Here is a 25,850-nt window from a genome sequence, read left to right as displayed (position 1 = left end):
ACACATCCAGAAACAAAAACGGGAGCCCGGCAGCTTAGTCGTTTCGCCTGATGCCTTGAAGCGCAAAGATCACTGAACCTATGGGTTCACCCCCAGCAACTGCTCGCGCAATTCGGGACTGCGTGTTCGCGGATCCAGCCAGATAGCAAAAAACGCCTTGGCAAACTGCGGATCCTCGATCTCATGCTGGAGCTTCTGCCCGACAAAAAACCGCGCGCCCTGCCCCGGCAGATACACGCCAGTAATCCGCGTGCCGGCCTGGACGTCGACAAAGGATTGCTGCATCTGCGCCTGCCAGCCGGCCAATTGCGCTGAAGTGACCCGGGAACCGGCCAGGCGTTTGATCTCATCGACGCTGGTGCTGACCAGATCGTCTCGCGAGATGTTGCGCCGGTAGATCAGCTCCAGTGCAAACGGCTGGCCGTCCGCCAGAGGCCGCGCGGCACTCCACAAGCGCGCGCTGTAAACATCGAAGCCGAACACGCTGAAATCGCCACTGCCGATGATTTGCGCCCCTGGCACCGCGTCCTGCCAATTGGCCCACGTCGGCGTCAGCAACAGTGCCCACAAGCCGATGCCACAACAGCCACGTACGAGCTTGGGTGTTCTGTTCATCGCCGTATCGTCTCCGCTGCATTCTGATGATCAAAGCATAGCCGGATTCGCGCCTGAATTTTTGTATACAAATATTGCGAACATAGGCAGCAATCTTTAATCGGCAGTGCTAACGTGGCTGATCCTGACCCGATGGAGACACCCGCGTGCTGATCCTCAAACTGCTGCTGATTCCCGGTTTTCTCCTGCTGATTTCCCTGGCGGGCAAACGTTGGGGGCCGAGCGTGGCCGGGTGGCTGTCGGGATTGCCAGTGGTGGTCGGGCCGATTCTGTTCTTTCTGGCGATCGAACAAGGGCCGCAATTTGCCGCGCAATCGGCGGTCGCGGCGCTGTCGGCAATGTTCGCGATGATCGCTTTCTGCATCACTTATGCGCAGGTGGCGCAGCGGGCGAACTGGCCGTGGGCGTTGACCATTTCACTGGCGGTTTGGGCCGCGCTGGCGACGGTGTTGTCGGTGATTCCGGCGTCCCTGCCGTTCTCGGTGATTGCGGCAGCGGTGGCACTGCTCGCTTCGCCTTATCTGTTCCCCGAGGTGCAGCCGGTGTTGAACGGGCCGGCACCGAAGTCGGACAAACTGATCTGGCGGATGATCGCCGGCGCGGCGCTGACGCTGGTGGTGACGATGCTCGCCAGCACCGTCGGCGAACGCTGGAGCGGCCTGCTCGCGGTGTTCCCGGTGCTGGGCAGCGTCATGGCGGTGTTCTCGCAACAAACCCGCGGCCCGGCGTTTACCGCTGCGTTATTGCGCGCAACGGCGACCGGCATGTATTCGTTTTCGGCGTTCTGCCTGGTGTCGGCCTTGACGCTGCCGACCATGGGCCTCAGCGGTTTTGTCGTAGGCGTGGCAGTGTCGGTGGCGATGCTCGGGGTGACCCGGCGTCTGCTGGCGCGGCCATTGGCCAAGGCGCAAGCGCAATAACCGCCCGGACGAATCGCGCTGGAACGCCCGGCACGCTCCGTGGGATGATCGCCCGCCTCGCGCGACCATTCACCGGAGATTCACATGTCATTGTTGAGCAAAAAAGCCGTCGTCCTGATGCTGGCGGCCGTCGCCGGTTTCGCCGCGATCAACGCGCACGCCGCCAAGGAAAAGGTCAAAACCGAGAAGGTTACGCTGCTCGACGGCAAATTCGCCTTCGTCCTGCCCAAAGGCTTTGTCGCTGACCCGCTGCCCACCAGCCCGAGCGGGGCCAAGGGCACGATGTACACCAACCAGACCACCAAGACCGTGGTCATCGCCGCCGAAAACCAGATCCCGGCTGGGCAGAACGTCAAGGACAACGACGGTGAGTTTCTCGACGGCAGCGTGTCGAGTTTCATCGATGATCAGCGCAAGGCTCTGCCGGACTTCAACAAACTCAGCGAGAAAAGCCTGACCCAAAAAGGCACCGGCCTGGGTCTGCGTCAGGTTGACAGCACCGCCACCCAGGGTGGTGGCCAAACCCTGAATACCACGCTGCTGGCCGGCTCGGGAACGAAGATGGCGCTGGTGCAGGTGATTTCCCGCGCCAGCGACAAGAAGGGTCACGATGCTTTGGTCAAAGCCATCGTCAAGGATTGAGCCGCTGCAACCAGCCGTTCAAATCGCGCAATTCGGTCGCACTGATGCTGTGGCCGACGCCCGGATACGCGTGAAACTCGGGTTTGTAATCGAGCTTGTGCAATAGCGCGTTGGCCTCGGTGCCGTGACGGTAAGGCACCGGATCATCAGCGGTGCCGTGGCCGATAAATATGCTCAGCGGCAGTGGCGCTTGCCCGGGCTTGAGTTCGGCTTTGAGCACCGGCAACAAGCGCCCGCTCAACGCGGCAAACCCGCCCACGACCGCTGGCGCGCGCAGGCCCACTTCGTAACTCATCATCGCGCCCTGGCTGAAGCCGATCAGGTACACCTTGTCCGGCGCGGCGTGATATTTCTTCGCCGCCTGGGCGATAAAGTCGCGCAGCTTCTGGCCGCTGACCTTCAGATCATCGGTCTCGCCGTTGTAGGCGCCTTCACCTTTCTTGCGAAACCACTGGAAACGTCCTTCACCCAACGTCATCGGTGCCCGCACCGACAGGTAGTTGTACTGCGCCGGCAGCTGAAATTTCATGCCGATCAGATCGGCCTCGTTACTGCCGTAACCGTGCAGGAAAATCACCAGCGGACGTGGCTCGGCGTCGGCGTGGACCTGTTCGAGGTATTTGAGCGGCAGGTCGGATTGCAGGGTGGTTTGCGCGTGAACGGCGGTGGATGCGAGCAGGGTCAGCAGGGCGAACAATTTCAGCATTGCAGCGTTCCTTCACAGAGTGTCGGGTTCGCGGGGGAGCCTAACATTCTCGGCTGAGGATCCAAATTTTGTGGTGCGGCTGATGGCCCTTTCGCGAGCAGGCTCGCTCCCACCGTTGAAATGCGTTCCCCTGTGGGAGCGAGCCTGCTCGCGAAGAGGCCCGCACCTTCACCGCAACCTGTCAGTCGTTGGTCAGCTTGCCGGTACGAAACGGCACCCGCCCCGCCACTTTCGCCTGCCAGATCCCCGGCTCGGTATAGCGCCCGCGATCAATCGCGAACAGCACGCCGCTGGTGCCGGCGCGCACGGTGGTCACGCGATCCTGCAACGGGTCAACAACCTCGAACAGCGCATCGCCCTGCTCTACCCACTCGCCGGCATTGCGCAAGAAACTGACCACGCCGTGGTGCGGGGCGAACAGGTATTCAGTGCCTTCGAACGGCAGACCTTCACAACATTCGCTCGGCGCCGCCGGCCATTCGCCGCTGATGAAACCCTGCTCGGCGAGAAAACCCAGGATCGCTTCGCAATTGGCCTGAGCCTGATCGACGCGGGTGTCGCCCATGCTGCCCAGCTCCAGCGTCGTCGCCAGATTCGCCGCCGGAATCGCCGCGTTCGGGAAAGCTTTGGCCAGACGCAGCCACGGCGTCGAGCAGGATTCATCGAACGAGCTGCCGCCGGAGTCCTCGCAGAGCAACGCGACGCCGGCCTGCAACCGCGCCGCCAGCGATTGCCATTGCGGCCAGTGTTGCGGCAGCGCGTAGAGGTGAATCGCAGCGTCGAAGTCGCAATGCAAGTCGAGAGTGATGTCGGCGTCGCAGGCGTGGCGCAGCAACAGGCGGTGCAAGGCTTCCAGTTGCGAGGCCGGCGCTGGCAATTCTTCGAAGACCTGAGCCATGGCCTGGCGGATCAGCGCGACGTTGGCCTCGGCATCCGCGCCCAGACGCTCTCTAACCAGCGCCGCGACCGGGGCGCTGAGTTCGACGAATGCGCGGTTGAAATTCTTGCCGCTGCCCAGTTCGAAGCGGCCCATGTGATTGCCTTGCAGATGCTGATCCAGGCCGATCGGATTGGCCACCGGCACCAGTTCGATAACGCCCTGCAAACGGCCCTGCCGTTCCAGTTCGTTCAAGCGCAGCTTGAGTTCCCACGCGGTGCGCATGCCCGGCAGTTCATCGGCGTGCAGGCTGGCCTGGATATACACCTTGCGGCTGCCGGCGCCGTAGCGAAAAACGCTGAGGGAGCGCTCGCTGCCCAAGTGGCTCCAGGGCAGAACGTGGTCGATGCGTTGCATGAAAAACTCCTCAATAGCTGGGTTACGCAAATCCCTGTGGGAGCGAGCCTGCTCGCGAATGCGTCAGGTCAGACGATGACGATGTCGAATGTCAGACCGCTTTCGCGAGCAGGCTCGCTCCCACAGAGAATTTCCATCAATAAAAGAACATAAAAAAAGTGGCCACCGCGCAAACGGGGCCACTTTTTTTCACGGCGTATTAATGGCCGTATACGTCAAAGTCGAAGTACTTGTCCTGGACTTTCTTGTACTCGCCATTGGCGCGGATTTCGGTGATGGCTTTGTTGAATTGCTCAGCCAGCGCGGTATCGCCCTTGCGCACCGCGATGCCAGCGCCGCCGCCGAAGTACTTGGCGTCTTCGTAGGTCGGGCCGACGAATTCGAAGCCTTTGCCGGCGTCGGTTTTCAGGAAACCGTCGCTGAGGTTGACCGAGTCGGCCAGCATCGCGTCGATACGCCCGGAGACCATGTCGAGGTTGGCTTCCTGCTGCGAGCCGTAGCGCACCAGTTCGATCCCGGCCGGAACCAGCACTTCAGTCGCGTAACGGTCGTGAGTACTGGCGCGCAGCACGCCGACTTTCTTGCCCTTGAGTTCGGTCAGCGGGTCTTTCACGCCCGAGCCTTCCTTCATCACGAAACGTGCCGGGGTGTGGTAGTACTTGATAGTGAAATCGACGTTTTTCTTGCGATCGTCAGTGATGGTCATCGACGACAGGATCGCGTCGATCTTCTTCACTTTCAGCGCCGGGATCAGGCCATCGAACTCTTGCTCGACCCACGTGCATTTAACCTTCATCTGCGCGCACAGTGCGTCACCGATGTCCACGTCAAAACCAGTGAGTTTGCCGTCAGGGGTTTTCATCGAGAATGGCGGGTACCCGGCTTCGATACCGATGCGGATCGGCTTGGCGTCTTCGGCCACGGCGGTCAGGGACAACATCGACAGTGCCAGGGCACCGAACATCACTAGCTTTTTCATTTATTACTCCCGTGCGGAGGCTTTTATTGGCAGCTTTCGAGTCAGCGTTCGGTCATGGCGTTCTAACGGCAAAAACCGACGTGGCCGGCAGTCTATGGCGGCGCGCACGGAGGCAATTGTTTTTAAGCGACAATTACTTACAGAACATCGGCGCACGCATTGACGAGGGTCAACGCGTGCGCCGTGGTGGTGCGAAGGCTGTAGGACAAGACTGCTCTCAGAGCAAAAAACGCTTATTGCCTCTGTAGGAACTGCCGAAGGCTGCGATCTTTTGATCCTGTTTTTTTGAGATCAAGATCAAAAGATCGCAGCCTTCGGCAGCTCCTACAGAAACGTCAGCATTCGCAGGCGACAGGTGTGTTGGCGACTGACGCCGCGCTCAGTTCGAAACCCTCATCCAGCCATCCGGTGACGCCGCCGATCATCTCCTTGACCGGATAACCCAATGCGGCGAGTTTCACCGCAGCCTTGTTCGCGCCGTTGCAATGCGGCCCGGCGCAATAGACCACGAACAAAGTGTATTTCGGGTAATCGGCCAAGCGCTCCGCCGTGAGCAAGCGGGTCGGGATATTGATCGCGCCGGGCACATGGCCGCGCTCGAACGCCAATGGGCCGCGCACATCCACCAGAACAAAATCGACCTCCCCGGCCTCGTGGCTACTGAACACGTCGGAACAATCGGTTTCGAAGGTCAGACGATTGCTGAAATGCATCAGGGCAATCGCCGAAGGGGCGGCGGGAATTTCGCTAACCAGGCTGGTCATGCTGTGTTGCTCCTTTGTCTGTGGGGGATGAACAGACTTTATCGAGACGGCGCTTGCCGCTACAGTGGCGCGCAAGACACCGACCGGGAGATTTCCGCCAAATGCCCACTCAGCCCAATCTGGTTGCCATTCTGGCCTACGACGGCCTCTGCACATTCGAGTTCGGCATTGCCGTGGAGATCTTCGGCCTGGCCCGGCCAGAGTTCGACTTCCCTTGGTACGGACACGCGATCGCCGCGGTCGATAAAGGCCCGATGCGCGCCATGGGCGGGATTCAGGTGCTGGCCGATGGTGGCCTGGAACTGCTCGCCGCAGCGCGCACCATCGTCATTCCCGGCTGGCGCGACCGCAACGCCCCGGTACCGCCAGCGCTGATCGACGCGTTGCGTCAGGCCCATGACCGAGGCGCGCGGTTGCTGTCGATCTGCTCGGGCGTGTTCGTCCTCGCCGCCAGCGGCCGGCTCGACGGCCACCGCGCCACCACGCACTGGCGCTACACCGGTGAACTGGCGCAACGCTTCCCGGCGATCGAGGTCGATCCGGACGTGCTCTACGTCGACGCCGGCCAACTGATCACCTCCGCCGGCAGCGCCGCCGGCATCGACGCCTGCCTGCACCTGGTAACCCGCGACTTCGGCACGCAGGTCGCCAACGCCGTCGCGCGGCGCCTGGTCATGTCGCCACAACGCACCGGCGGCCAGGCCCAATTCATCCCCACCCCGGTCAGCCCGACACCCCGCAGCGACCTGTCGCGCGTCATGCAATGGGCCCGCGAACGCCTGCACGAACCACTGGAAGTCCGCGATCTGGCCAGCGAAGCGGCGATGAGCGAGCGCACGTTTTTGCGGCGCTTCACCGAAGCCAGCGGGCAAACGCCCAAGGCGTGGCTGCAACATGAACGCCTGGCGCGAGCGCGGGAGCTGCTCGAGAGCACCCATCAACACACCGAGCAGATCGCCCAACGCTGCGGCTATCGCTCGGTGGAGAGTTTTCGCGTGGCGTTTCGCAGCGTGGTGGGTGTGCCGCCGTCGGTTTATCGGGAGCGGTTTGGGCGGGAGGGTAAGGCGATTTGTTGACCTGTCTGGCAATGGATCTATTGAAGTGCTCCGTGGGGTATTTCCCAATCCAATCGTCAGGTAAGACAAGCGTTCTCCCAGCTAGCAAGAGGCTACAACATCTTGCGCCATTGCCTACAGCTACGCCCGAATCCGCTGGCTTTTGCGAGCTGGCCGTCGCCAGTAAGCTGACTTGCACTCGGTGATCTGAACTGGTCGCTTGCCAATTAGACGGACGCCTCGCCACTAGCCTGGAATAATTCCCACCATGAATGATCATCAAGCTTCATCCCCGCGCTTCTCCAGCATCTGGGAAGCTCTGGAAGACACACCGCAAGAGGCCGCCACCATGCGGTTGCGGGCAGAGCTACTGCGCAATCTTCAAAAAAACTTGCGAGCCTCAGGTCTTGCAAACGAACAGGCATCCGCCCGTATGAGAATCACAAAGGCAAAGATGAATGATTTGCTCAGCGGAAATATCAGCGCTTTCTCTGTAATTGATCTGGCACACCTGAATTCGATAATTTCTTGATCTCTTTACAGTTGTAACGACCGCAACACTTTCAGACGCGTCCTACATCCATTACTCCTTCGTTGCTTTAGCGTCCGCTTCGTTTTTAAACAGCGGACAAGGACGCTCATGGCTCGCAAGAAAGACATCCCCCGGGTCCAAAACCTGCCAGAGGGAGACGGACACCACATCACCACCCGCTACATGACTGCCAGCGAACTTGCTGAGCGCGAGGCCGCGCATGGCGCTTATGAAGACATGCTGGCGCGGCAGCAGGCCCATGAAGACCGACTTCGCAACCAGGTCATACAGCAACAGCAAAGTATAAGCGGCTGTGTGTTTGTGAAAAGTTGCAAGCTGCCGGACGGTGTTATCAATGATGCCAATCCATCCGGATTTATACCGGTTGGGAAAATTTCGGATTATGGAACGCTGTCCTTGCTAGCGGGGCGTGAGCGTGACTCGGCCGGGAATATCTCACTAAAGGCTGTTGGCGCCACCAATCTGCAGGCATCCATCGGAGCTTTTGCTCTCGGCAGCTCTGGCAGTCTGAGCGCCAGCACTGCGGCCGCCAGTAGCACAAGCCTGGCTACCGGCGGTGTCGTCGCAGGCGGGTTGCTCGGATTGGTTGCGCTGCTGTGGCCTTCGAGTCTCGCCGATAGTGCTCTCTACTCAGAAGAGCAACTACAGTCCCTCGATACAGCTCGGACTCGGGTTCGATTGCATGTACAACAGCAGCCCGACGGCACGGTGAAAGGATACGGATACAACACTCAAACGCGCAGCGATTGGGAAATGATTCCTGTCGTCCAGTTCGTCAAGCAAGGCGCCTCGTACGTCGCAGATTTTGGCAATGGGTCGACCCTACTCTGGACTCCCTCAGTAGACTCGTCACGCGGATCGGCAATTCCGCCGCTGGAAAGTGCGCCGCAGGTTCCCCATATCTGGGTATACCCGCCGACCGAGCAGGCGGACAAAATCATTGTCAATCCGGTTTACCCGCCTGAATACCAAGACTTTATTCTGGTCTTTCCGGCTGACTCCGGAGTACAGCCTCTATACGTTGTGCTTTCAAGACCTGCTCTTGGCGGTGATATCAAATATCACCGGCCTCCCGTTTCTCTCCCAGCATACCCGGATACCTATCCCGTCAAATCCAAAAGCAGTGTTCAAGGTGGTGGCGGCAAGCGCAGCAGATGGAAAGACAAGAAAGGTCGAATCTATGAATGGGATAGCAAAACAGGCGCTATAGAACTCTATAACAAGCAAGGCAAACATTTAGGTGAGTTCAATCATGAAACGGGCGAGCAAATCGATCCTGCCGATCCCGAGCGATGGACTCCAAAGTGAAGAGGAATCAAGATATGTTTTTATGGATTAGTGGCTTTTTACCAGACGAAAGCGAGGACGATGCGCTCAAATTCGAGCTGACGGTAGACTCGAAATCTGAGCATCCGATATTGGCCGTAATGGGCTGGCCAGAACTAAGCCTAAGCCCTGACGGAGAATGGCTAATGACTGCGGAGCAAACTCAACGAATCAGCGAAATACTCGGAGAGCAATTGCCGAAGGAGCTGGATTTATTCATCGGCGTCAGGGGCTAGCGTCGACGGTGAGCATCATCTACCAGGATCCATCCATTTCCCGCGACGCGGCGATGACACGCATTGCAAGTGGCGTCGCCGAAAATGTGGTAACGGGCCTAGTGTCGATTGGTATGAGCGAAGAAGATCCAGTGTGGGCTCAGGCGATCTGCCTCCAATACCTCTCCAGCAAAACCGAGGCGATTGCTGCATCTGCCATCACCGCCCTGGGCCATATCGCTCGTCGGCATGGAAGACTGGATACCGAAACCGTTTTGCCTGCCCTTGAGAACGTAAGGCGTCGGATGCCCTCATTGCAGGGCATCATTCAGGACACGATTGACGATATAGAGATGTTCACCTGAGCATCCGGAGTTGCAGGCGTTTGGATGAGGGTGGCTTCATCCAGACGCACGTTCCTCAGACCTCAATCCTCCCGCGTCAAAACCTCCAACAACTCAATTTCAAACACCAGATTCGAATTCGGCGGAATCTTACCCATGGTCCGCTCGCCGTATCCCAGATGCGCCGGTACCAGCAATTTACGTTTGCCGCCGACCTGCATGCCCAGCAGCCCCTGATCCCAGCCTTTGATCACGCGGCCAGTGCCGATCACGCACTGAAACGGTTTGCCTCGGCTCCAGGACGAGTCGAATTCGGTGCCGTCTTCCAGCCAGCCGGTGTATTGGGTGGTGATCAGCGCGCCTTTCACCGCGGCTTTGCCGTCGCCCGGTTGCAGGTCGATGATTTGCAGTTCGTCTGTCATGTCGTTGGCTCTCGAGATGTTCGCAGGCGGCGTTTTTCGCAGAATCCGGCGTCGATGGCAATCCATGGAACCGAAAACACGCCTTGCCGCTCACATGTGTATCGACATCGTATGACGACAAGGATGCTTAGATGACCGACTCTCGATTGCTGCGCAGTTTCATCCCGCCCTACATTCTCAACCGCATCATTGCTCACGGTTCCGAGCCGCAGCGCAACGCCGCGATGCAGACGCTCAACCACGTGCGCAGCCTGCTGCCCAACCCCGGTCGCCCTTCGGAACCGCCGGCGCGGGCGATTCTGCCGGAGGCGAGCAAGCCTGGCCTGGCGCGGCGCAGCGTGCATGATGCGCAGAACAAAATGCTCTTGCCGGGCATGCCGGTGCGCCTCGAGGGCCAGCCGGCATCGGGGGACCCGGCGGTCGACGAGGCTTACGATGCGCTGGGCGCCAGCTATGATTTCTTCTGGAAGGTGCTCGGTCGCGACTCGATCGACAATCAGGGATTCGCGCTGATCGGCAGCGTGCATTATGGCCAGGGCTACGAGAACGCATTCTGGAACGGCGCGCAGATGGTCTTCGGTGACGGCGATGGCGAAATCTTCCAGCGCTTCACTCGCTCGCTCGACGTCATCGGCCATGAACTGGCCCACGGCGTCACCGAAAGCGAAGCCGGGCTGATTTATGCCAACCAGTCCGGCGCGTTGAACGAGTCGCTCTCGGACGTATTCGGCGTGTTGACCAAGCAATACACCCTCGGCGAAACCGCCGAGCAGGCAGACTGGTTGATCGGCGCCGACCTGCTGATGCCACAGATCCAAGGCAAGGGCCTGCGCTCGATGTCGCACCCCGGCACGGCATACGACGACCCGATGCTGGGCAAGGATCCGCAACCGGATCACATGCGCAAGTTCGTCATCACCAGCGAAGACAATGGTGGCGTACACATCAACTCCGGCATTCCCAACCGCGCGTTTTACCTGGCAGCCCAAGCGTTTGGCTGCTTCGCCTGGGAAAAAGCCGGACGCGTCTGGTACGACACGCTGTGTGATGACCGTTTGAAACAGGACGCAACGTTCGACGCGTTCGCGAAACTGACGATCGACCACGCTGACCGGCGCTTCGGCACCGAAGCAGCCGACACAGTGCAGCAAGCCTGGGCACAGGTCGGTATCGAATAATCCGAGGAGGCTGTATGAAAACGCTACCCGAGCTGGATAAAGATTCCGTTTTGCGCGTATCTCGCCAGGGTGGCGTTGCAGCGATTCACAGCCTGAGCCGCCCACGGGAAATCGAATTTGCCCAGTGCGATATCAGTCAGCGTTCAAGGATCTGCTCGGTGCTTGAGGGTTGCCTGCCACTCGATAGCAGCGAATCGGGACGTGGGGATCAGCGCTTCTACCAGATTGAAGTGCGCTATCAGTCCGGGGAAATGGTGTTGAAGGTGCCGGAGGATCGGGCGCCGGGGGAATTAGTGAGTCTGTGGGACAAGGGAGAGCTTCTGTAAACGCTCTCCCCCGCGGTCAAGCTATTTCTCGACCGGCTGCATCTCGACAATCGTGCCGTTGGTGATCATCACCATTACGTACTTGTCGTTGATCTGCACCCACTGTGCCTGCTCGATCGGTGCTTTCAGACCTTTGGCTTTCCAGTTCTTCAGAGCCTTGTCTTCGCGCTGGTACATTTCCGGCGCGCGGTCGTTGACCTTCAGTTGGCGGTCGCTGGTCGGCGATTGCACAGAGGGATCGCTGGAGGTTTGCGCCGCTTGAACAATGGGCGTGATCCCGGCAATGCCGGCGACGAGGGCCATGCTGGCGATTAGGGTTTTGCTGTTCATCGGTGAACCTCTTTCAGATAGGTAGTACCTGAACTCCGACTGCGCGGCGCGGGAAACATTCCTTGTTTTTTGCTGGAGGTGGCCGTAAGAGGCCTTGTCCATCAGACCGCCATCGCTGGCAACTCGAATCGTCGCACCGCAGCTCCCACAGGGTTGGTGTTACACCACAGTTTTTGACCTGAGCTCCACTCCCACAAGACTTGGCGGACGCTGATTCTCTGATCACCACCGATCCCCTGTGGGAGCGAGCCCGCTCGCGAATACGCCGGCACATCCGCCATCGTTTCCATCTGAGAGAATGCCTTCGCGAGCAGGCTCGCTCCCACAAAAGCGCCAAGCACTGAAGCCATTGATCCGCTCCACGCATCAATCCATGCCAACAATGCAATTAACAGATTGTTACATCTGCGCCACCATCCACCTCAATAAAAACCGTGCGCCGCTTCTCCGTAGCGCACGTCATAAAAGCGGTGGAGTACTTTTCAATGACAGCCTCAATCCCAACCAACGGCTCGCGGGCCGGTGCCATCTTCCGGGTAACCTCGGGCAACTTCCTCGAACAGTTCGACTTCTTTCTGTTCGGCTTCTACGCCACGCAGATCGCGGCGGTGTTCTTCCCGGCGAGCAGCGAGTTCGCCTCCCTGATGATGACTTTTGCGGTGTTTGGCGCAGGCTTCCTGATGCGTCCGCTCGGCGCCATTGTGCTCGGCGCGTACATCGATGACGTCGGCCGGCGCAAAGGTCTGATCGTCACCTTGTCGATCATGGCCAGCGGCACGATATTGATTGTGCTGGTGCCCGGATACGAAACCATTGGCCTGTTCGCTCCGGCGCTGGTGTTGATCGGGCGGTTGCTGCAAGGCTTCTCCGCCGGCGCGGAACTCGGTGGTGTTTCGGTGTATCTGTCCGAGATCGCCACGCCGGGCCGCAAAGGCTTTTTCACTGCTTGGCAGTCGGCCAGTCAGCAAGTGGCGATCATCGTTGCTGCCGCGCTGGGCTACGGTCTGAACCAGTGGATGGAGCCGCAAGCCGTGGCCGCCTGGGGCTGGCGTATTCCGTTTTTCGTCGGTTGCATGATCGTCCCGTTCATCTTCTTCCTGCGCCGCAATCTGGCGGAAACCGAAGAGTTCGCCGCGCGCAAACATCGCCCGAGCATGCGCGAAGTATTCCGCACCCTCGGCCAGAACTGGGGCGTGGTGCTCGGCGGGATGTTGATGGTCGCGTTGACCACCACCGCGTTCTACCTGATCACCGTGTACGCACCGACCTTCGGTAAAACCGTGCTGCACCTGAGCACTTCCGACGCGCTGCTGGTGACGCTGCTGGTGGGTGTGTCGAACTTCTTCTGGCTGCCGATTGGCGGTGCGTTGTCCGACCGTATCGGCCGTCGTCCGGTACTGATCGGCATGGCCTTGCTGGCGCTGGCCACGACTTATCCGGCGCTGTCGTTCCTGGTGCAGGCGCCGAGCTTCACCAACATGCTGCTGTCGCTGCTGTGGCTGTCGTTCATCTATGGCTTGTACAACGGCGCTATGATTCCGGCGCTGACCGAAATCATGCCGGTGGAAGTGCGCGTCGCCGGTTTCTCCCTGGCCTACAGCCTGGCCACGGCGATCTTCGGCGGTTTCACCCCGGCGATGTCGACTTTCCTGATCCAGTACACCGGCGACAAAGCCGCGCCAGGTTATTGGATGAGCATCGGTGCGCTGTGCGCGCTGTGCGCCACGCTTTACCTGTACCGCCGTGCCGGTGGTCGTCTGCAACCTGTCGCGGCCTGAGGAAAACTCGCCATGAAAAAACTTTTTACTGTCACCGCCCTGCTCGCCGGTCTCGCGTTCAACTTCGCGGCCCAGGCCGAAGAACTCAGCGTGATGACCTCCGGTGGTTTCACCGCCGCCTACAAGATCCTCGGGCCGAAATTCGCCGCCGCAACGGGCAACACGCTGACCACCAGCCTCGGCCCGTCGATGGGCAAGGCGCCGGAAGCGATTCCCAATCGTCTGGCGCGCGGCGAGCACGCCGACGTGGTGATCATGGTCGGTTACGCCCTTGATGAGCTGATCAAACAGGGCAAGGTCGACCCGGCGTCCCGCGTTGAACTGGCGGATTCGCGAATCGGTATGGTGGTGCGTGAAGGCGCGGCGAAACCGGACATCAGCAGCGTCGACGGCCTGAAGAAAACCCTGCTCGATGCGCAGTCAGTGGCCTACTCCGACAGCGCCAGCGGCGTGTATATCGAGCAGCAGCTGTTCAAGAAACTCGGCATCGAAGACCAGTTGAAACCGAAGGCGAAAATGATTGCCAGGATACCGGTCGGTTCGGTGGTCGCCACTGGCGACTATCAGTTGGGCTTCCAGCAGGTCAGCGAATTGCTGCCGGTGCCGGGCGTGAGCTTCGTCGCGAAGATTCCGGAATCGGTACAGTCGGTGACGCGTTTTGCCGCTGGCATTCCGGTCAAGGCCGAGCATCCGCAAGAAGCCAAGGCCCTGCTCGCCTACCTTGCTGCACCGGCCGCTCAGGCTGACGTGCAGGCCACCGGGCTGGATTCGGTCAAGCGTTGATCGTTGGCGGCTGGACGCGCATTTCCACGACCAGCCGCTCCAGTTCCAGTGCCGCCGGGGTCAACGTGCGATCCCGGCGCTTGATGATGCCGACACTGCGCATCACCTGCGGCTCGATCAGTGGCACCCGCGTCAGGATCGGATGATCCGGCCCGGGCATCGCCATCAACGGCACTGCCGCCACGCCCAGCCCCGCCTCCACCAAGCCGATCATCGTCGTCACATGCCGCGTCTCGCAGATGCTCTGCCGCTGCGGCACTACCCCGCCCAAGGCCTGATCGAGCAGAAAGCGATTGCCCGAAGTCTTGTCCAGCGCGATGTAATCCTGCTGATAGAACTCGTCCCAACTGACGCTGCTGCGCCCGGCCAGCGGATGATCGCGACGACAGGCGACAACGTAGCACTCCTGCACAAGCGGTTCGAACTCGACTTTGGCATCCTGCGTGCCGAGAAAACTCAAACCGAAATCCGCCTCGCCATTGACCACCGCACTCAACACATCGTGGGCGCTGGAATCGAGGACTTTGACCTTGATCCGTGGAAACTGCTGGTGATAGCGCGCGACCACGCGGGGCATGAAGTAGTACGCCGCCGACGGCACGCAGGCGACGGTGACATGCCCCAAACGGGTCGAGGCGACTTCGCTGATGCCGAGCAAGGCAATGTCGAGATCATCCAGCAAGCGCTCGACGCTGGGCATGAAGCCGCGCCCGGCCTGGGTCAGGCTGACCTTGCGCGTGGTGCGCTCGAACAGTTTCACGCCGAGGGCGTCTTCGAGCTTTTCGATGCGCCGGCTCAGCGCCGGTTGCGACAGGCGCACGGTGTCGGCAGCCTTGCGAAAACTGCCCTGCTCGACCACCGCGCGAAAGGCTTGCAGGTCGTTGAGGTCGAAGTTGATTGCCATGGCGTTTCCGGAAATTGATGCGCAGGGGTTATAAATGTAACCAGTTGATGCAAATTATTACAGAGCACATGAAGATCCGTCGTAGGAGCTGACGAGTGCAACGAGGCTGCGATCTTTTGGCGGTAACCGAAGATCAAAAGATCGCAGCCTCGTTGCACTCGTCAGCTCCTACAAGGATCGTTGGTGGATCTCAAATTGATTGAACCCTTATCCTTGTCACCCCCGCCGTACCCGTAGTCAGGAGTCGTTCCAATGCCCCATGAAGGCAATCTGTTGCAAGCCGCTGTCGTGTTTCTGTTCGCGGCCGTGCTCACCGTGCCTTTGGCCAAACGTCTGCAACTGGGCGCTGTGCTCGGTTATCTGTTTGCCGGGGTGATCATCGGCCCGTCGGTGCTCGGCCTGATCGGCAACCCGCAAAGCGTTGCGCTTATCTCCGAGCTGGGCGTGGTGTTGCTGCTGTTCATCATCGGCCTGGAGCTGTCGCCGCGCCGCTTGTGGGTGATGCGCAAATCGGTGTTCGGCGTCGGTCTGGCGCAGGTGCTGTTGACCGCATCGGTGATCGGCGTGCTGGCACTGTCGGTGTTCGGCCAGCCGCTGAACAGCGCCATCGTGCTGGGCCTCGGTCTGGCGCTCTCCTCCACGGCGTTCGGCCTGCAAAGCCTCGCCGAACGCAAGGAACTGACCAGCCCCCATGGACGCCTGGCATTTGCGATTCTGCTGTTCCAGGACATCGCCGCGATTCCGCTGATTGCCTTGGTGCCGATGCTCGCCGGCGTCGATCACCACACCAGCACCGCCGACGATATTCGTCACAGCTTGCAGGTGCTTGGCGGCATTGCCGTGGTGGTGATCGGCGGGCGGTATCTGCTGCGTCCGGTGTTCCGCGTGGTGGCGAAAACCGGGCTGCCGGAAGTGTCCACCGCCACCGCGTTGCTGGTGGTGATCGGCACGGCGTGGCTGATGGATCTGGTCGGTGTGTCGATGGCGTTGGGCGCTTTTCTCGCCGGTCTGCTGCTGGCGGACTCGGAATACCGGCATGAGCTGGAAGCGCAGATCGAACCGTTCAAGGGCCTGCTGCTCGGGCTGTTTTTCATCAGCGTCGGCATGGGCGCCAATCTCAGCCTGTTGTTGAGCGCGCCGATCACCGTGTTGGGACTGACTCTGCTGCTGATCGGTCTGAAATTGCCGCTGCTGTTCGTCGTCGGACGTCTGGCAGGAGGATTGAACAAAATCAGCGCAATTCGCCTCGGCATCGTCCTCGCTGCCGGCGGTGAGTTTGCGTTTGTGGTGTTCAAGATCGGCCGCGATCAAGGCCTGTTCGAGCCGCGTCTGTACGACCTGCTGGTGCTGACCATCACCCTGTCAATGGCGCTGACGCCGTTGTTGCTGTTGATCTGCGCACGGCTGGTCAGTCCGAAAGTACAGCCGGTGGAAGTGCCGGAGAAATTCCGCGAAATCGACACCGAAGCGCCACGCGTAGTGATTGCCGGCATGGGCAGGATGGGCCAGATCGTGGCGCGGATTCTGCGCGCGCAGAACATCAAGTTCGTTGCGCTGGACACCTCGGTGGAAACCATCGAACTGTCGCGCAGCTTCGGCGGTGTGCCAGTGTTCTACGGCGACCCGATGCGCCCGGAAATCCTTCACGCGGCGAAGGTTGGCGAAGCGGAATATTTTGTCATTGCCACGGACGATCCGGAGACCAACATCAAGACTGCCGAAGTGGTGCACAAGCTCTATCCGCACATGAAAATCATCGCCCGCGCGCGTAACCGTCAGCACGTGCATCGCCTGGTGGATGTCGGCGCGGAAGCGATTCGTGAGACCTATTATTCGAGCCTGGAAATGAGCCGGCGCACGCTGGTCGGCCTCGGTCTGACCCAAGCCCAGGCCGATGCGCGGATCAAGCGTTTCAAGCATCACGACGAACAGGTGCTGGAGGCGCAACACGCCGTCTACGACGACGCCGCCAAAGTCCTGCAGACCGCCCAGGAAGCCCGGGCGGAACTGGCCAAACTGTTTGAATCGGATCAGCTCGAAGAAGAAGCGCGCAAGTCCTGATCGTGCCTTGCGCAGATCCAACTGTGGGAGCGAGCCTGCTCGCGAAAGCGTCGTGTCAGTCACCCAATACTTCACTGACAGATTGCATTCGCGAGCAGGCTCGCTCCCACAGGGGATTGGGTCAGGCCAGTTCCAGCGTGGGCGCAGGCTCGACGGCTGCAACCGCAAACCGATCCGCCAGAAACGGCGTGATATCCAGCGGCAGCGGTTCGTTATTCACCAGTTTATCCAGCAACACCCCGGTAATCGCCGAGGTCAGAATGCCGGTGCGGAAGTGCCCGCAAGCATTCAGATAACCCTCGACCCCACGCATCGGACCGAGAATCGGCAACTCATCCGGCGACCCAGGACGTAGCCCCGCCCAGGTGCGCTTCAGATTGACGTCCACAAGCTCCGGCAGACAGCGCACCGCGCCCTGCACCAGCCCGGCGATTTCCGGGTAGGTGGTGGTGACGTCGAAGCCTTTGTCCTCGGTGGTACTGCCGATAAGGATTTCGCCGTTGTCCTTCTGCGCCACGTAGCAATCGCTGGTGGTGAGGCAGCCGTTGAGGATTTTCGGCATGCGCTCGGTCAGCAGGATCTGCCCTTTCACCGGTTTCACCGGAATACGAATCCCCGTCGCCCACTCGCTCAAATCCGCCGCCCAGGCGCCGGCGGCGTTGATCAGCGTCTTGCAGTGAAACACCCCCGCCTCCGCTGTCTGCACACCAGTGACGCGAGTGCCGTGATGCAACACGCCGGTGACGTTGGTGTTGACGAAGATGTCGACGCCGTTCTGCCGTGCGCCTTCCATGTAGGCGTCAGCGAGGCGGAACGGGCTGACCTGATGGTCGCAGAGAAACTCCAGCGCCCCGCGCGCCTCATGGCTGACACTCGGTTCAGCCGCGCGCAACGCCGCCTGATCGAGCCAGCGCACCTGATCGGCCAGATGCGGAATGCAGCCGACGATGTGCTCGGCGTAGAGCCGATCTTCGTCGTCATAGATCACGAATTTCAATCCGGTCTTCTCGAACTTGCAATCCATGCCGTGATTGTCTTTCAGCTCGCGGTGCAGCGCCGGGTACAGCGCGTTGGACTGCAAGGCAAAATCGAAAAACGACGCCGGCAAGATATGCGGCGTACTGGCGTCCACCGCCACCGCTGCGCCCTGGGTTTCGCGCTTGCGGTTGGCCGACATCATGCGAAAGAAAATCACCCCGCAGCCGAGGCCGACCGACTCGCCGATCGCCCACAAACCGCCAGCCGAAGCGCGGGTCGCGTTGCCGGGGCGCTTGGCGTCAATCAGCGCAACTTTCAGATCTTTGCGCTTGGACAATTGGTAGGCGCAGGACGCGCCGATCACGCCGCCACCGGCAATGACCACGTCGTAGAACTTACTCATGGCAAGCGCCCTCCGTGCCGAGAGACTGGAACGCGGAAAACGGCACCGGATCGATTGGAAAGCGCGGGCGCAGCCAACCGACATCCTGACGTCCGGTGGCCTGGCGCAAGCGATCGCTGCAATAGCCGACGCACATCCGCCCCTGACAATCGCCCATGCTCACGCGGGTGCGCATTTTCAGGCTGGCGATGTCTTGCACACCCTGCTCCAGCGCCAGATCGATGTCGGCGCGGGTCGCATGTTCGCAGCGGCAGATCACCGTGTCGGCTGCGGGCAAAGCAGTCTGACCTACGCCGCGCTCGGTGTAGCGATCCACCGCCGCACGAAAGCGCACGATGGCTCTGAGCTTGCTCGCGTAGCGGTCACGGCGCACCCGAGCCAGCTCGGCGTCGAGCACACCGCGTTGCAGCAGGATCGAAGTGGCGGCGATCTTGCCGGCGAGCATCGCCGCTTCACCGCCGCGGATCCCGCCCATGTCGCCGGCCAGATGCACATGCGCCACGCTGCTTTGCTGCCAGACATTGGCGTGGGCACGCAGGTAGCCATCGTCGCTGAAGCCGTGATCAAGGCACATCTGCTGGCTCAATTGCGTGCGCGGAATAAAACCGTAACCGACCGCCAGCGTCTGCGCTTCGAAACGCTCCACCCGCGACAGATCCGCCTCCCACGTCGACGAATACGGCGCGACGCTGACGCTTTTCAATTCGCCCTCGCCGTGGGCTTCGACCACGCCCCAGCCGTAGTTCATCGGGATACCGTGCAACTTGAGGTAAGCGAGCATGCTCAAGCCGTCGAGGAACAGCTGCGGCTTGTTCAGCAGCGCCAGACTCTCGCGGGCGATCTTGCCGAATGCGCAAGCCTCATAGACGCCGGCGACGCGCACGCCAGACGCATGTAACTGGGTCGCGACAAGCGGCAGCAACGGCCCAGTGCCGGCGATGATCACCGGCCCTTGCGGCTTGACCACGCCACTCTTGATCTGCAACTGCAGGCCGCCGAGCAGGATCACTCCCGGCAACGTCCAGCCGGGAAACGGTACGCTGCGTTCATGGCAACCGGCGGCCAGCAGCAGTTGCGGATAAGCGATCTCATGCAGCTGTTCATCGCCATCGAGCACCACCAGAGCGCGAGTGCCTTCAGCGCCGACCACGCGATGGTTGAGACGTACGTCGATCAGCCCTGACTGCTGCTGAAATTCACCGTGCAGTTTGTCCAGTGCTTCGGAATAACGCGGCCCGAGATAATCCAGTTGCACACCATCACGCAGCGGCCCGCGATAGACCACGCCGCCGAGGCGCGAAGCCTCTTCGAGCAAGGTGCAGCGCACGCCGTGGCGCGCCAGTTCGATGGCCGCCGCCATCCCCGCCGGCCCGCCGCCAACGATCAACGGTTGCAGGCTCATACAATCTCCTGCGCGACGACGCGGTTGACTCGGGTTTCGATCTGCATACCGTCGCGGACCACGGTCTGGCAGGCGCGGCGTTTGTGCCGACCGTTGATTTTCACCAGGCAGCACTGGCACACGCCCATGCCGCAATAGGCGCCGCTGATCTGATCGTGATCGTTGCGTGCAACCTGGCGCACGCCGAGGGACTGGATGACGCTGAGAACGGTTTCGCCGATGGCGGCGCTGACCGCTTGGCCATTGATGTGCACGGTCATGTCCGCCTGCACCAAGGGCTGGATATCGAAGGTTCTTTCTAGGCAGTTCATTTACGGTGTTCGTCCGTGAAGATTCAGTTGAGGTTGTGACAGCTCCTTGCTGCACTACGCCTCGTCGACGCTTTTATCGCTGTGTTTTCAACGTCGACGCGGATACTTCGCCAGCGCAACAAGGTGCGCGACAAGCACTGTAGCTCATACCTCAGCAAAGGCCCGGATCATTTACGGTAGGCGATATCGCCAGGGGAAATATTGATCCAGGCCAGTGAAAATGGCGGGATGGAAACGGTTAGTTGGAGAAGACGTACTGGCCTTTGATCTTCTTTGCGCCGATCAACGCAAGGTCCGGGAACAGCAGGTTTTTCAGCCAAGCGACGTAGAAGATCATCGCCAGCGTGATCGCCACGCCGACCACCGTACCGATCGGGTCATCCGCATATTCCTTGAACATGCGCGGCATCTGGCTGATCGAGAGCATCACGTACACCGTATAGGCATGGGCCGCGTTGCGATAGAAACCCCAGGCAAAAAGCAAAGGCACGCCACCGGCGAACAAACCAAGTCCGATGGCGAAACCGCTGCTGATGGTCAGCCCGAGGAGATAGCCGCCCACCAGACCGATCAGCGCCTGAACGTAAGTCAGTCCAAGAAGGATCTTGATCTTGCCGGCGTGGCGTTCAATCAGATCCGGATCGGGGCGTGAGCCGATCAGGTACGCCAGCGCCTTGTCTTTCAGCGCACCACCGGAGAATGCCTTGAAAGTCTCGGTTTTCGAGCGACCGGCATCGAGCATTTCGCTGACCTGGCGTTTGGTTTCCTTCTTGTCCAACGTATTCTTCCTTAATTGAAAAATCAGGGGAGTGAAGCTAGGCACTTCGCGAACCGATTGTCGCTTTGTTGAGTTGCCGAAAGCAAAAGGCTCAGGCATGCCGGCCCTTGCGCAGTGGATAAACGCAATTTGTCGATCATGTTTGAATCACACGTGCTGTTACGGCATCGGACCTACAACGCCTTGCGTCGCTGCCTACGGGTGCATCAGAATCCGCCGGCTTACACGGCTATCGGTAGGGCTATATCGTTTCCCTGTCACTGCAAAACAGTGATCGGGTTTGGTAGCCCGTTTCTTGATAGTTTTATGGCGTCCCTTTAAGCGGCCCCTCCTTTGAGGGTCAGCTCTTCATGGTGACCATGCGTGGGGCTCATTCGTGAGCGCCGGGGTTAACTATCTTGACCGGTCTACCAACCTGCGCGTGGCCGCCACCCTTCGTTTGGTAGCGATAGTGACGGCTCTTCATTCCTTCAAGATAGAGAGTCATCCATGTTCAAAGTAACGCCAAACCCGCCAGAAGCCGATTCGATCCCGTACGACCCTGCTCTGGAGCCTCAGCGCATAAAAGACGCCGCCGCTCGCGCCATCAACTTTTATCTCGATCCGCAAACCCTGAAGACTACGATTCCCAATCGTCAACCGGGCCGGATCTTTCTCGTCGACCCAACGGTGGACGAGGAAACTTTGCTCCTCGAAGCCTGTGAATCGCTGGCTGCGGCGAACGAAATGGCCCGCGAAATGAGCAACGTCATCGAGCCTGCACAGCGCCGTTCGCTGCTGATGTTGCAGCAAGTGATCATGCTGAGTGAGCTGGTCGTCAATCGCGTGCTCGACAGCCGACGCGTGTCGAACTAGCCGCAACCGAGGTATGAGGGGGCGTGCTCCCTCACTGCCAGCGTGCACGTCACCCCGTGGCGCTCTCTCTCACACCAAGCGGCTCTCATCGGAGTTTCAGCTGATGTCACACACACCTTCCAATCCGCCGGCCAGGATCAACGCCACGCCGTACAGCCCCAATACTCTGTTCATGGTCAACCCGCAATCCGACACCGAATCCCTGCTGGTCAACGCGTGCGAATCCCTGGCGTCCGCCACGGTGATGCTCGGTGACTTTGCCGGGATGCTCGAAGGCTCACGGCGCAATACCCTGTTGGGCATTGCGCAAGTGGTCATGTTGGGAGAACTGGCCGTGAACAAAGCGCTGGATAATGTCGTGCCGACCGAGTGATTCGCCAAGCTTGCGTTTGCAGTTCCCAAACGCAAAAAAGCCGCTTTCACCCGAAGATGAAAGCGGCAGAGGCATCCTGCCTCAGAGGGATCAGTGCACGAACAGGGCGATCAGGATGATGATCGGGATCGGTACGCCGAGGAAGAACAGCAGTAATGAGCGCATGGTGACTCTCCTTTTTAACGGACCGGAGTGGTAGTGGTGTAGGTGTCGACTTCAACGTACTCGACCGCATCGCGACGACGACCGCCGAAGGTGGCTGCCAGGCTGGCAAAGAACGCACCGGCCAGCAGCGCGACGAACATCCACAGCGAGGTGTAGGCAGCGACTTTCGCGGCGGTGTCGGCAGCTTGCTGGGCTTTCAGTTTCGCGTCAGCGATGGCTTTCTGGGTGTCGGCGTAGATTTCGTCGACACGACGTTCAGCATCGGCCTGGCTCAGGTTGGTACGTTGCGACACCAGTTGTGCGAGGTAGGTGCGGTCTTCGGCGCTGAGCTGACCGTTGGCCAGGCTCTGGGCGAAGATGCGGGTCACGGTGCCGCGTGCGGCGTCATCGCTGACGGCTGCCGGACGGTCGTCACGGAACAGGCTGTCGACGAAGTAGCCGTACTGATCGCTGTCAGTATTGGCTGCGGCAGAACCGGCAGCCTGGCTCATGGCACCGGCAGCACCGCCGACGACGTTAGCCCCAGCCTGCACACCGCCGCTGACGACGCTGCTGACCGAACCGACCACCAGCACAGCGGTGACCAGCGTGGCGACGCACCAGGCGAGGAAGCCGTGGGCGGTGTCGCGGAAGTAGACTTCGTCACCGTGCATGTTCGCCCATTTCACCCGCAGACGACCGGCAATGTAGCCGCCCATGCCGGAAGCAATGATCTGCGTCACAGCCAGCCAGACAATCGTCGAAATGCCCAGGCCCTTGGCGCTGACGCCCTCTCCGGCCCACGGTGAAACAGCCGAGAAGCCCAGGCCGAAACCAAGCAGTACCAGAATCATCGACAGCGCAGCGGCAGCCGCAGCACCGGCGAAAATCGCGCCCCAGGACACGCCTGACACGCTGCTCGACTCTTCCAAGGCAGGATAATAGCCATCAGGGGATCTATTCATTGTTGTACGGCTCCAGGCATGAAAAATGGTGTTACAACTCGTCTAGTGAGGAATTGCAGTGACCGTGCCAGTTACAGAAACTAAATAAACCCTTTATTTTCAACACGTTAGAAAGTTTGAACTTCGCTGATCCGTGCAATTTGCAATAAACGGTCAGCGCCTGCGGGTTTTCTGCATTGATGAATGACTGGCAAATCCGATCAGTTCCGATTCACCGTCGCGACGAAGATGAAAGTTAATTTAAAGCGTCACGGTAAATTCTTGGCAAAATGCTGCCATTCCGTTTGAACCGATCAGCAGGCCTGCCTATGACTCGTATCTTGACCATCGAAGACGACGCCGTGACCGCGCGGGAAATCGTTGCCGAACTCAGCAGCCACGGGCTGGACGTTGACTGGGTCGACAATGGCCGCGAAGGCCTGGACCGTGCCGTCAGCGGTAACTACGACCTGATCACCCTCGACCGCATGTTGCCCGAGCTGGATGGCCTGGCCATTGTCACCACGCTGCGCACCATGGGCGTCGCGACGCCGATTCTGATGATCAGCGCCCTCTCCGATGTCGATGAGCGCGTGCGCGGTTTGCGCGCCGGGGGCGATGACTACCTGACCAAGCCGTTCGCCACCGATGAAATGGCCGCGCGGGTTGAGGTTTTGCTGCGCCGGCAGAACAGCGTCGCCACCCAGGCCACGACGTTAAACGTCGCTGACCTCGAACTCGACCTGATCAGCCATGAAGCCCGCCGCGCCGGGCAGGTGCTGACGCTGTTGCCCACCGAATACAAACTGCTCGAGTTCCTGATGCGCAACAGCGGCCAGATTCTCTCGCGGATGATGATTTTCGAAGAGGTCTGGGGTTATCACTTCGACCCGGGCACCAACCTGATCGACGTGCACATCGGCCGTCTGCGCAAGAAGATCGACGCAGCCGGCAACGTTCCGCTGATCCGCACGGTACGGGGCTCCGGCTATGTCATTGCCGAACCCGTCTGACGGCTGGCGCTCGTCCAGCAGCCGCTTGCTGGCGCTGTACAGCTCGCTGTTCGTGGCGTGGAGCGCGATCCTCATGGGGGTCATGTACTACGAGGTATCCGGCTACCTCGACAAACTGGCCAAACATTCGTTGATGCAACGCCAGCACCTGTTTTCGCACTTTCGCGGCGAGCAACTCGAAGACGCCCTCGCCGCCAGCATGACCTTCGATATTCGTGGTATCGACGCCTATGGTCTGTTCAGCGCTGACGGCGTTTACCTGGGCGGCGCACTTCAGCAAATTCCCGAAGGACTGCCGCTCGACGGCAAGATCCATATGCTCGCCGAGTGCGCCGATTCCGATGACCCGACCCTGCCGAGCGACAGCTGCGATGCCGTGGCCACCCAGACTCGCGACGGTCGCTGGCTGGTGCTGCTGCGTGACAACGGCTCGCTGTTCGCGGTGACGCGGATCATCTTGCACGCGTTGTTCTGGGGCGTGTCGCTGACGATCATTCCCGGGGTCGCCGGTTGGCACCTGCTGCGGCGTCGACCGTTGCAGCGCATCCGCGCGATCCAGAACAGCGCCCAGGCCATCGTTGCCGGCGACCTGACACACCGCTTGCCGCTGTCCAATCGCCGCGATGAACTGGACATGCTCGCCGCCATCGTCAACGCCATGCTCGAGCGCATCGAGCGCTTGATGAACGAGGTCAAAGGCGTCTGCGACAACATCGCCCACGACTTGCGCACTCCCCTGACCCGCTTGCGCGCGCAGTTGTATCGCATGCAGCAACAGGCCGGCGAAGGTTCGCAGGAAGCGGCGCAACTGGATCTGGTACTGGCTGAGGCGGACACGCTGATGGCGCGCTTTCGCGGCTTGCTGCGGATTTCCGAACTGGAAGATCGCCAGCGCCGCTCAGGTTTCGTCGAACTTGATCCGGTGCGTTTGCTGGAGGAATTGCACGAGTTCTATCTGCCGCTGGCCGAGGAAGGCGATCTGCGCTTTCAGTTGAACATGCCGGAGACACTGCCGCCGCTCAACGGCGACCGCGCGCTGCTGTTCGAAGCGCTGGCGAATCTGCTGAGCAACTCGATCAAATTCACCCCGCCCGGCGGCACGGTGATGTTGCGTGGTGTCAATGCGAATGGGCAGACGCGGATCGAGGTTCACGACTCAGGACCGGGGATTCCCGAGGCGGAACGTGAGGCGGTGTTCCAGCGTTTCTATCGCACCGAGGGCGGCCAGCCACAAAGTGGTTTTGGACTGGGGCTATCGATCGTCGCGGCGATTGTCAGCTTGCATGGCTTCAGTCTTGAAGTCGGCAGCAGCGATCTGGGCGGGGCGAAACTGGTGCTGGATTGTCGGCAGAGTTTGATCAGCCAGGCCTGAGGGAATGCAATCCACCCTGTGGGAGCGAGCCTGCTCGCGAATGCGGTGGTTCAGTCACAGCAATGTTGACTGACCTGACGCC

At 60.2% G+C, this 25,850-nt stretch carries 29 protein-coding genes; 16 read left to right on the top strand and 13 right to left on the bottom strand.

Features of this window, described 5'->3' with window-relative positions; all coding sequences use genetic code 11:
- Nucleotides 1–78: 78 nt before the first annotated feature.
- The gene (locus PspCFBP13508_RS13955) at nt 79–615 is read right to left on the bottom strand and encodes a chalcone isomerase family protein (protein ID WP_137214843.1); all 537 of its coding nucleotides are present in this window, start codon (nt 613–615) and stop codon (nt 79–81) included.
- Between the two features lie 146 nt (nt 616–761).
- On the opposite strand from PspCFBP13508_RS13955, the gene PspCFBP13508_RS13950 reads away from it, so the two are divergent.
- Both PspCFBP13508_RS13950 and PspCFBP13508_RS13945 read left to right on the top strand, forming a co-directional pair.
- On the top strand, nt 762–1,535 hold the full coding sequence (locus PspCFBP13508_RS13950) for a hypothetical protein (RefSeq protein WP_130910807.1): 774 nt from the start codon (nt 762–764) through the stop codon (nt 1,533–1,535).
- A gap of 84 nt (nt 1,536–1,619) precedes the next feature.
- Nucleotides 1,620–2,177 (top strand): hypothetical protein, encoded by a 558-nt coding sequence (locus tag PspCFBP13508_RS13945; protein ID WP_024013356.1) that lies wholly within the window; start codon nt 1,620–1,622, stop codon nt 2,175–2,177.
- On the opposite strand, the gene PspCFBP13508_RS13940 is transcribed toward PspCFBP13508_RS13945, so the two are convergent.
- The 4 genes from PspCFBP13508_RS13940 to PspCFBP13508_RS13925 all read right to left on the bottom strand — a co-directional run bounded on the left by PspCFBP13508_RS13940 (nt 2,167) and on the right by PspCFBP13508_RS13925 (nt 5,920).
- Complete coding sequence (locus tag PspCFBP13508_RS13940) at nt 2,167–2,883, bottom strand: dienelactone hydrolase family protein (protein ID WP_137214842.1); 717 nt, start codon at nt 2,881–2,883, stop codon at nt 2,167–2,169. The genes PspCFBP13508_RS13945 and PspCFBP13508_RS13940 overlap by 11 nt on opposite strands.
- Nucleotides 2,884–3,064: 181 nt before the next feature.
- Nucleotides 3,065–4,177, bottom strand: coding sequence for a succinylglutamate desuccinylase/aspartoacylase family protein (locus PspCFBP13508_RS13935; protein ID WP_137214841.1), 1,113 nt, complete (start codon nt 4,175–4,177; stop codon nt 3,065–3,067).
- Nucleotides 4,178–4,376: 199 nt separating this feature from the next.
- Nucleotides 4,377–5,156, bottom strand: a complete 780-nt coding sequence (locus tag PspCFBP13508_RS13930) for an ABC transporter substrate-binding protein (RefSeq protein WP_024013359.1) — start codon at nt 5,154–5,156, stop codon at nt 4,377–4,379.
- Nucleotides 5,157–5,491: 335 nt separating this feature from the next.
- Nucleotides 5,492–5,920, bottom strand: a complete 429-nt coding sequence (locus PspCFBP13508_RS13925; protein WP_137214840.1) for a rhodanese-like domain-containing protein — start codon at nt 5,918–5,920, stop codon at nt 5,492–5,494.
- 101 nt (nt 5,921–6,021) lie between these two features.
- Between PspCFBP13508_RS13925 and ftrA the strand changes: the two genes are divergently transcribed.
- The 5 genes from ftrA (at nt 6,022) to PspCFBP13508_RS13900 (ending at nt 9,434) form a co-directional block, all read left to right on the top strand.
- Nucleotides 6,022–6,996, top strand: a complete 975-nt coding sequence (gene ftrA / locus PspCFBP13508_RS13920) for a transcriptional regulator FtrA (protein ID WP_137214839.1) — start codon at nt 6,022–6,024, stop codon at nt 6,994–6,996.
- A gap of 247 nt (nt 6,997–7,243) precedes the next feature.
- Nucleotides 7,244–7,507, top strand: a complete 264-nt coding sequence (locus tag PspCFBP13508_RS13915) for an XRE family transcriptional regulator (RefSeq protein WP_137214838.1) — start codon at nt 7,244–7,246, stop codon at nt 7,505–7,507.
- 108 nt (nt 7,508–7,615) lie between these two features.
- A complete protein-coding gene (locus PspCFBP13508_RS13910; protein ID WP_137214837.1) occupies nt 7,616–8,836 on the top strand; it encodes an S-type pyocin domain-containing protein in 1,221 nt (406 codons plus the stop codon).
- Nucleotides 8,837–8,850: 14 nt separating this feature from the next.
- Complete coding sequence (locus tag PspCFBP13508_RS13905; protein ID WP_130910800.1) at nt 8,851–9,090, top strand: pyocin S6 family toxin immunity protein; 240 nt, start codon at nt 8,851–8,853, stop codon at nt 9,088–9,090.
- An 8-nt stretch (nt 9,091–9,098) separates the two neighbouring features.
- The gene (locus tag PspCFBP13508_RS13900; protein WP_130910799.1) at nt 9,099–9,434 is read left to right on the top strand and encodes a hypothetical protein; all 336 of its coding nucleotides are present in this window, start codon (nt 9,099–9,101) and stop codon (nt 9,432–9,434) included.
- A 62-nt stretch (nt 9,435–9,496) separates the two neighbouring features.
- Here PspCFBP13508_RS13900 and PspCFBP13508_RS13895 read toward each other — a convergent pair whose 3' ends face one another.
- Complete coding sequence (locus tag PspCFBP13508_RS13895; protein ID WP_137214836.1) at nt 9,497–9,835, bottom strand: FKBP-type peptidyl-prolyl cis-trans isomerase; 339 nt, start codon at nt 9,833–9,835, stop codon at nt 9,497–9,499.
- Between the two features lie 131 nt (nt 9,836–9,966).
- Here PspCFBP13508_RS13895 and PspCFBP13508_RS13890 point away from each other — a divergent pair, with 131 nt between their 5' ends.
- Nucleotides 9,967–11,013: a M4 family metallopeptidase gene (locus PspCFBP13508_RS13890; RefSeq protein ID WP_137214835.1), complete on the top strand. Its 1,047-nt coding sequence runs from the start codon at nt 9,967–9,969 to the stop codon at nt 11,011–11,013.
- Between the two features lie 14 nt (nt 11,014–11,027).
- Complete coding sequence (locus tag PspCFBP13508_RS13885; RefSeq protein WP_137214834.1) at nt 11,028–11,339, top strand: protealysin inhibitor emfourin; 312 nt, start codon at nt 11,028–11,030, stop codon at nt 11,337–11,339.
- A gap of 21 nt (nt 11,340–11,360) precedes the next feature.
- Here the strand turns inward: PspCFBP13508_RS13885 and PspCFBP13508_RS13880 are convergent, their stop codons facing one another.
- Nucleotides 11,361–11,669, bottom strand: coding sequence for an RcnB family protein (locus PspCFBP13508_RS13880; RefSeq protein WP_130912864.1), 309 nt, complete (start codon nt 11,667–11,669; stop codon nt 11,361–11,363).
- 485 nt (nt 11,670–12,154) lie between these two features.
- On the opposite strand from PspCFBP13508_RS13880, the gene PspCFBP13508_RS13870 reads away from it, so the two are divergent.
- Together PspCFBP13508_RS13870 and PspCFBP13508_RS13865 are read left to right on the top strand one after the other, a co-directional pair.
- Nucleotides 12,155–13,447, top strand: coding sequence for an MFS transporter (locus PspCFBP13508_RS13870; RefSeq protein ID WP_016775219.1), 1,293 nt, complete (start codon nt 12,155–12,157; stop codon nt 13,445–13,447).
- 12 nt (nt 13,448–13,459) lie between these two features.
- A complete protein-coding gene (locus PspCFBP13508_RS13865) occupies nt 13,460–14,230 on the top strand; it encodes a substrate-binding domain-containing protein (RefSeq protein WP_056789012.1) in 771 nt (256 codons plus the stop codon).
- Here PspCFBP13508_RS13865 and PspCFBP13508_RS13860 read toward each other — a convergent pair.
- Nucleotides 14,220–15,134, bottom strand: a complete 915-nt coding sequence (locus PspCFBP13508_RS13860; RefSeq protein WP_016775221.1) for a LysR family transcriptional regulator — start codon at nt 15,132–15,134, stop codon at nt 14,220–14,222. The genes PspCFBP13508_RS13865 and PspCFBP13508_RS13860 overlap by 11 nt on opposite strands.
- Before the next feature lie 252 nt (nt 15,135–15,386).
- Between PspCFBP13508_RS13860 and PspCFBP13508_RS13855 the strand changes: the two genes are divergently transcribed.
- Entirely contained in the window at nt 15,387–17,195 is a 1,809-nt protein-coding gene (locus PspCFBP13508_RS13855; RefSeq protein WP_137214832.1) for a monovalent cation:proton antiporter-2 (CPA2) family protein, read from the top strand.
- A gap of 121 nt (nt 17,196–17,316) precedes the next feature.
- On the opposite strand, the gene hcnC is transcribed toward PspCFBP13508_RS13855, so the two are convergent.
- The 4 genes from hcnC to PspCFBP13508_RS13835 form a co-directional block, all read right to left on the bottom strand.
- Nucleotides 17,317–18,576 carry a cyanide-forming glycine dehydrogenase subunit HcnC gene (gene hcnC / locus PspCFBP13508_RS13850; RefSeq protein ID WP_137214831.1) on the bottom strand — a complete coding sequence of 420 codons (1,260 nt, stop codon included), beginning with the start codon at nt 18,574–18,576 and terminating at the stop codon, nt 17,317–17,319.
- Nucleotides 18,569–19,978, bottom strand: coding sequence for a cyanide-forming glycine dehydrogenase subunit HcnB (gene hcnB / locus PspCFBP13508_RS13845; protein WP_137214830.1), 1,410 nt, complete (start codon nt 19,976–19,978; stop codon nt 18,569–18,571). The genes hcnC and hcnB overlap by 8 nt, the downstream gene beginning before the upstream one ends.
- Nucleotides 19,975–20,289, bottom strand: a complete 315-nt coding sequence (locus PspCFBP13508_RS13840) for a (2Fe-2S)-binding protein (RefSeq protein ID WP_137214829.1) — start codon at nt 20,287–20,289, stop codon at nt 19,975–19,977. Before PspCFBP13508_RS13840 ends, hcnB begins: the two co-directional genes overlap by 4 nt.
- Nucleotides 20,290–20,527: 238 nt before the next feature.
- Entirely contained in the window at nt 20,528–21,067 is a 540-nt protein-coding gene (locus PspCFBP13508_RS13835; protein WP_137214828.1) for a hypothetical protein, read from the bottom strand.
- Between the two features lie 489 nt (nt 21,068–21,556).
- On the opposite strand from PspCFBP13508_RS13835, the gene PspCFBP13508_RS13830 reads away from it, so the two are divergent.
- The gene (locus PspCFBP13508_RS13830; RefSeq protein WP_137214827.1) at nt 21,557–21,922 is read left to right on the top strand and encodes a hypothetical protein; all 366 of its coding nucleotides are present in this window, start codon (nt 21,557–21,559) and stop codon (nt 21,920–21,922) included.
- Nucleotides 21,923–21,935: 13 nt separating this feature from the next.
- On the top strand, nt 21,936–22,295 hold the full coding sequence (locus PspCFBP13508_RS13825; protein ID WP_225927629.1) for a DUF6124 family protein: 360 nt from the start codon (nt 21,936–21,938) through the stop codon (nt 22,293–22,295).
- A gap of 179 nt (nt 22,296–22,474) precedes the next feature.
- On the opposite strand, the gene PspCFBP13508_RS13820 is transcribed toward PspCFBP13508_RS13825, so the two are convergent.
- On the bottom strand, nt 22,475–23,404 hold the full coding sequence (locus tag PspCFBP13508_RS13820; protein WP_137214826.1) for a hypothetical protein: 930 nt from the start codon (nt 23,402–23,404) through the stop codon (nt 22,475–22,477).
- A gap of 308 nt (nt 23,405–23,712) precedes the next feature.
- Between PspCFBP13508_RS13820 and PspCFBP13508_RS13815 the strand changes: the two genes are divergently transcribed.
- Nucleotides 23,713–24,396 carry a response regulator transcription factor gene (locus PspCFBP13508_RS13815; RefSeq protein ID WP_016775228.1) on the top strand — a complete coding sequence of 228 codons (684 nt, stop codon included), beginning with the start codon at nt 23,713–23,715 and terminating at the stop codon, nt 24,394–24,396.
- Nucleotides 24,374–25,768, top strand: coding sequence for a HAMP domain-containing sensor histidine kinase (locus PspCFBP13508_RS13810; protein WP_123442155.1), 1,395 nt, complete (start codon nt 24,374–24,376; stop codon nt 25,766–25,768). The genes PspCFBP13508_RS13815 and PspCFBP13508_RS13810 overlap by 23 nt, the downstream gene beginning before the upstream one ends.
- Nucleotides 25,769–25,850: the final 82 nt, after the last annotated feature.

Source organism: Pseudomonas sp. CFBP13508, assembly GCF_005233515.1.
In the GTDB taxonomy this organism is placed as follows: domain Bacteria; phylum Pseudomonadota; class Gammaproteobacteria; order Pseudomonadales; family Pseudomonadaceae; genus Aquipseudomonas; species Aquipseudomonas mercuritolerans.
Note: the sequence above shows the minus strand (reverse complement) of the source record. Positions and strands in the feature narration are given on the sequence as shown.

Bases quoted from the DNA above. Each gene is read 5' to 3' on its own strand.
- PspCFBP13508_RS13955 (WP_137214843.1), bottom strand. From the start codon at position 615: ATGAACAGAACACCCAAGCTCGTACGTGGCTGTTGTGGCATCGGCTTG.
- PspCFBP13508_RS13945 (WP_024013356.1), top strand. From the start codon at position 1,620: ATGTCATTGTTGAGCAAAAAAGCCGTCGTCCTGATGCTGGCGGCCGTC.
- PspCFBP13508_RS13940 (WP_137214842.1), bottom strand. From the start codon at position 2,883: ATGCTGAAATTGTTCGCCCTGCTGACCCTGCTCGCATCCACCGCCGTT.
- PspCFBP13508_RS13935 (WP_137214841.1), bottom strand. From the start codon at position 4,177: ATGCAACGCATCGACCACGTTCTGCCCTGGAGCCACTTGGGCAGCGAG.
- PspCFBP13508_RS13930 (WP_024013359.1), bottom strand. From the start codon at position 5,156: ATGAAAAAGCTAGTGATGTTCGGTGCCCTGGCACTGTCGATGTTGTCC.
- PspCFBP13508_RS13925 (WP_137214840.1), bottom strand. From the start codon at position 5,920: ATGACCAGCCTGGTTAGCGAAATTCCCGCCGCCCCTTCGGCGATTGCC.
- ftrA (WP_137214839.1), top strand. From the start codon at position 6,022: ATGCCCACTCAGCCCAATCTGGTTGCCATTCTGGCCTACGACGGCCTC.
- PspCFBP13508_RS13915 (WP_137214838.1), top strand. From the start codon at position 7,244: ATGAATGATCATCAAGCTTCATCCCCGCGCTTCTCCAGCATCTGGGAA.
- PspCFBP13508_RS13910 (WP_137214837.1), top strand. From the start codon at position 7,616: ATGGCTCGCAAGAAAGACATCCCCCGGGTCCAAAACCTGCCAGAGGGA.
- PspCFBP13508_RS13905 (WP_130910800.1), top strand. From the start codon at position 8,851: ATGTTTTTATGGATTAGTGGCTTTTTACCAGACGAAAGCGAGGACGAT.
- PspCFBP13508_RS13895 (WP_137214836.1), bottom strand. From the start codon at position 9,835: ATGACAGACGAACTGCAAATCATCGACCTGCAACCGGGCGACGGCAAA.
- PspCFBP13508_RS13890 (WP_137214835.1), top strand. From the start codon at position 9,967: ATGACCGACTCTCGATTGCTGCGCAGTTTCATCCCGCCCTACATTCTC.
- PspCFBP13508_RS13885 (WP_137214834.1), top strand. From the start codon at position 11,028: ATGAAAACGCTACCCGAGCTGGATAAAGATTCCGTTTTGCGCGTATCT.
- PspCFBP13508_RS13880 (WP_130912864.1), bottom strand. From the start codon at position 11,669: ATGAACAGCAAAACCCTAATCGCCAGCATGGCCCTCGTCGCCGGCATT.
- PspCFBP13508_RS13870 (WP_016775219.1), top strand. From the start codon at position 12,155: ATGACAGCCTCAATCCCAACCAACGGCTCGCGGGCCGGTGCCATCTTC.
- PspCFBP13508_RS13865 (WP_056789012.1), top strand. From the start codon at position 13,460: ATGAAAAAACTTTTTACTGTCACCGCCCTGCTCGCCGGTCTCGCGTTC.
- PspCFBP13508_RS13860 (WP_016775221.1), bottom strand. From the start codon at position 15,134: ATGGCAATCAACTTCGACCTCAACGACCTGCAAGCCTTTCGCGCGGTG.
- PspCFBP13508_RS13855 (WP_137214832.1), top strand. From the start codon at position 15,387: ATGCCCCATGAAGGCAATCTGTTGCAAGCCGCTGTCGTGTTTCTGTTC.
- hcnC (WP_137214831.1), bottom strand. From the start codon at position 18,576: ATGAGTAAGTTCTACGACGTGGTCATTGCCGGTGGCGGCGTGATCGGC.
- hcnB (WP_137214830.1), bottom strand. From the start codon at position 19,978: ATGAGCCTGCAACCGTTGATCGTTGGCGGCGGGCCGGCGGGGATGGCG.
- PspCFBP13508_RS13840 (WP_137214829.1), bottom strand. From the start codon at position 20,289: ATGAACTGCCTAGAAAGAACCTTCGATATCCAGCCCTTGGTGCAGGCG.
- PspCFBP13508_RS13830 (WP_137214827.1), top strand. From the start codon at position 21,557: ATGTTCAAAGTAACGCCAAACCCGCCAGAAGCCGATTCGATCCCGTAC.
- PspCFBP13508_RS13825 (WP_225927629.1), top strand. From the start codon at position 21,936: ATGAGGGGGCGTGCTCCCTCACTGCCAGCGTGCACGTCACCCCGTGGC.
- PspCFBP13508_RS13820 (WP_137214826.1), bottom strand. From the start codon at position 23,404: ATGAATAGATCCCCTGATGGCTATTATCCTGCCTTGGAAGAGTCGAGC.
- PspCFBP13508_RS13815 (WP_016775228.1), top strand. From the start codon at position 23,713: ATGACTCGTATCTTGACCATCGAAGACGACGCCGTGACCGCGCGGGAA.
- PspCFBP13508_RS13810 (WP_123442155.1), top strand. From the start codon at position 24,374: ATGTCATTGCCGAACCCGTCTGACGGCTGGCGCTCGTCCAGCAGCCGC.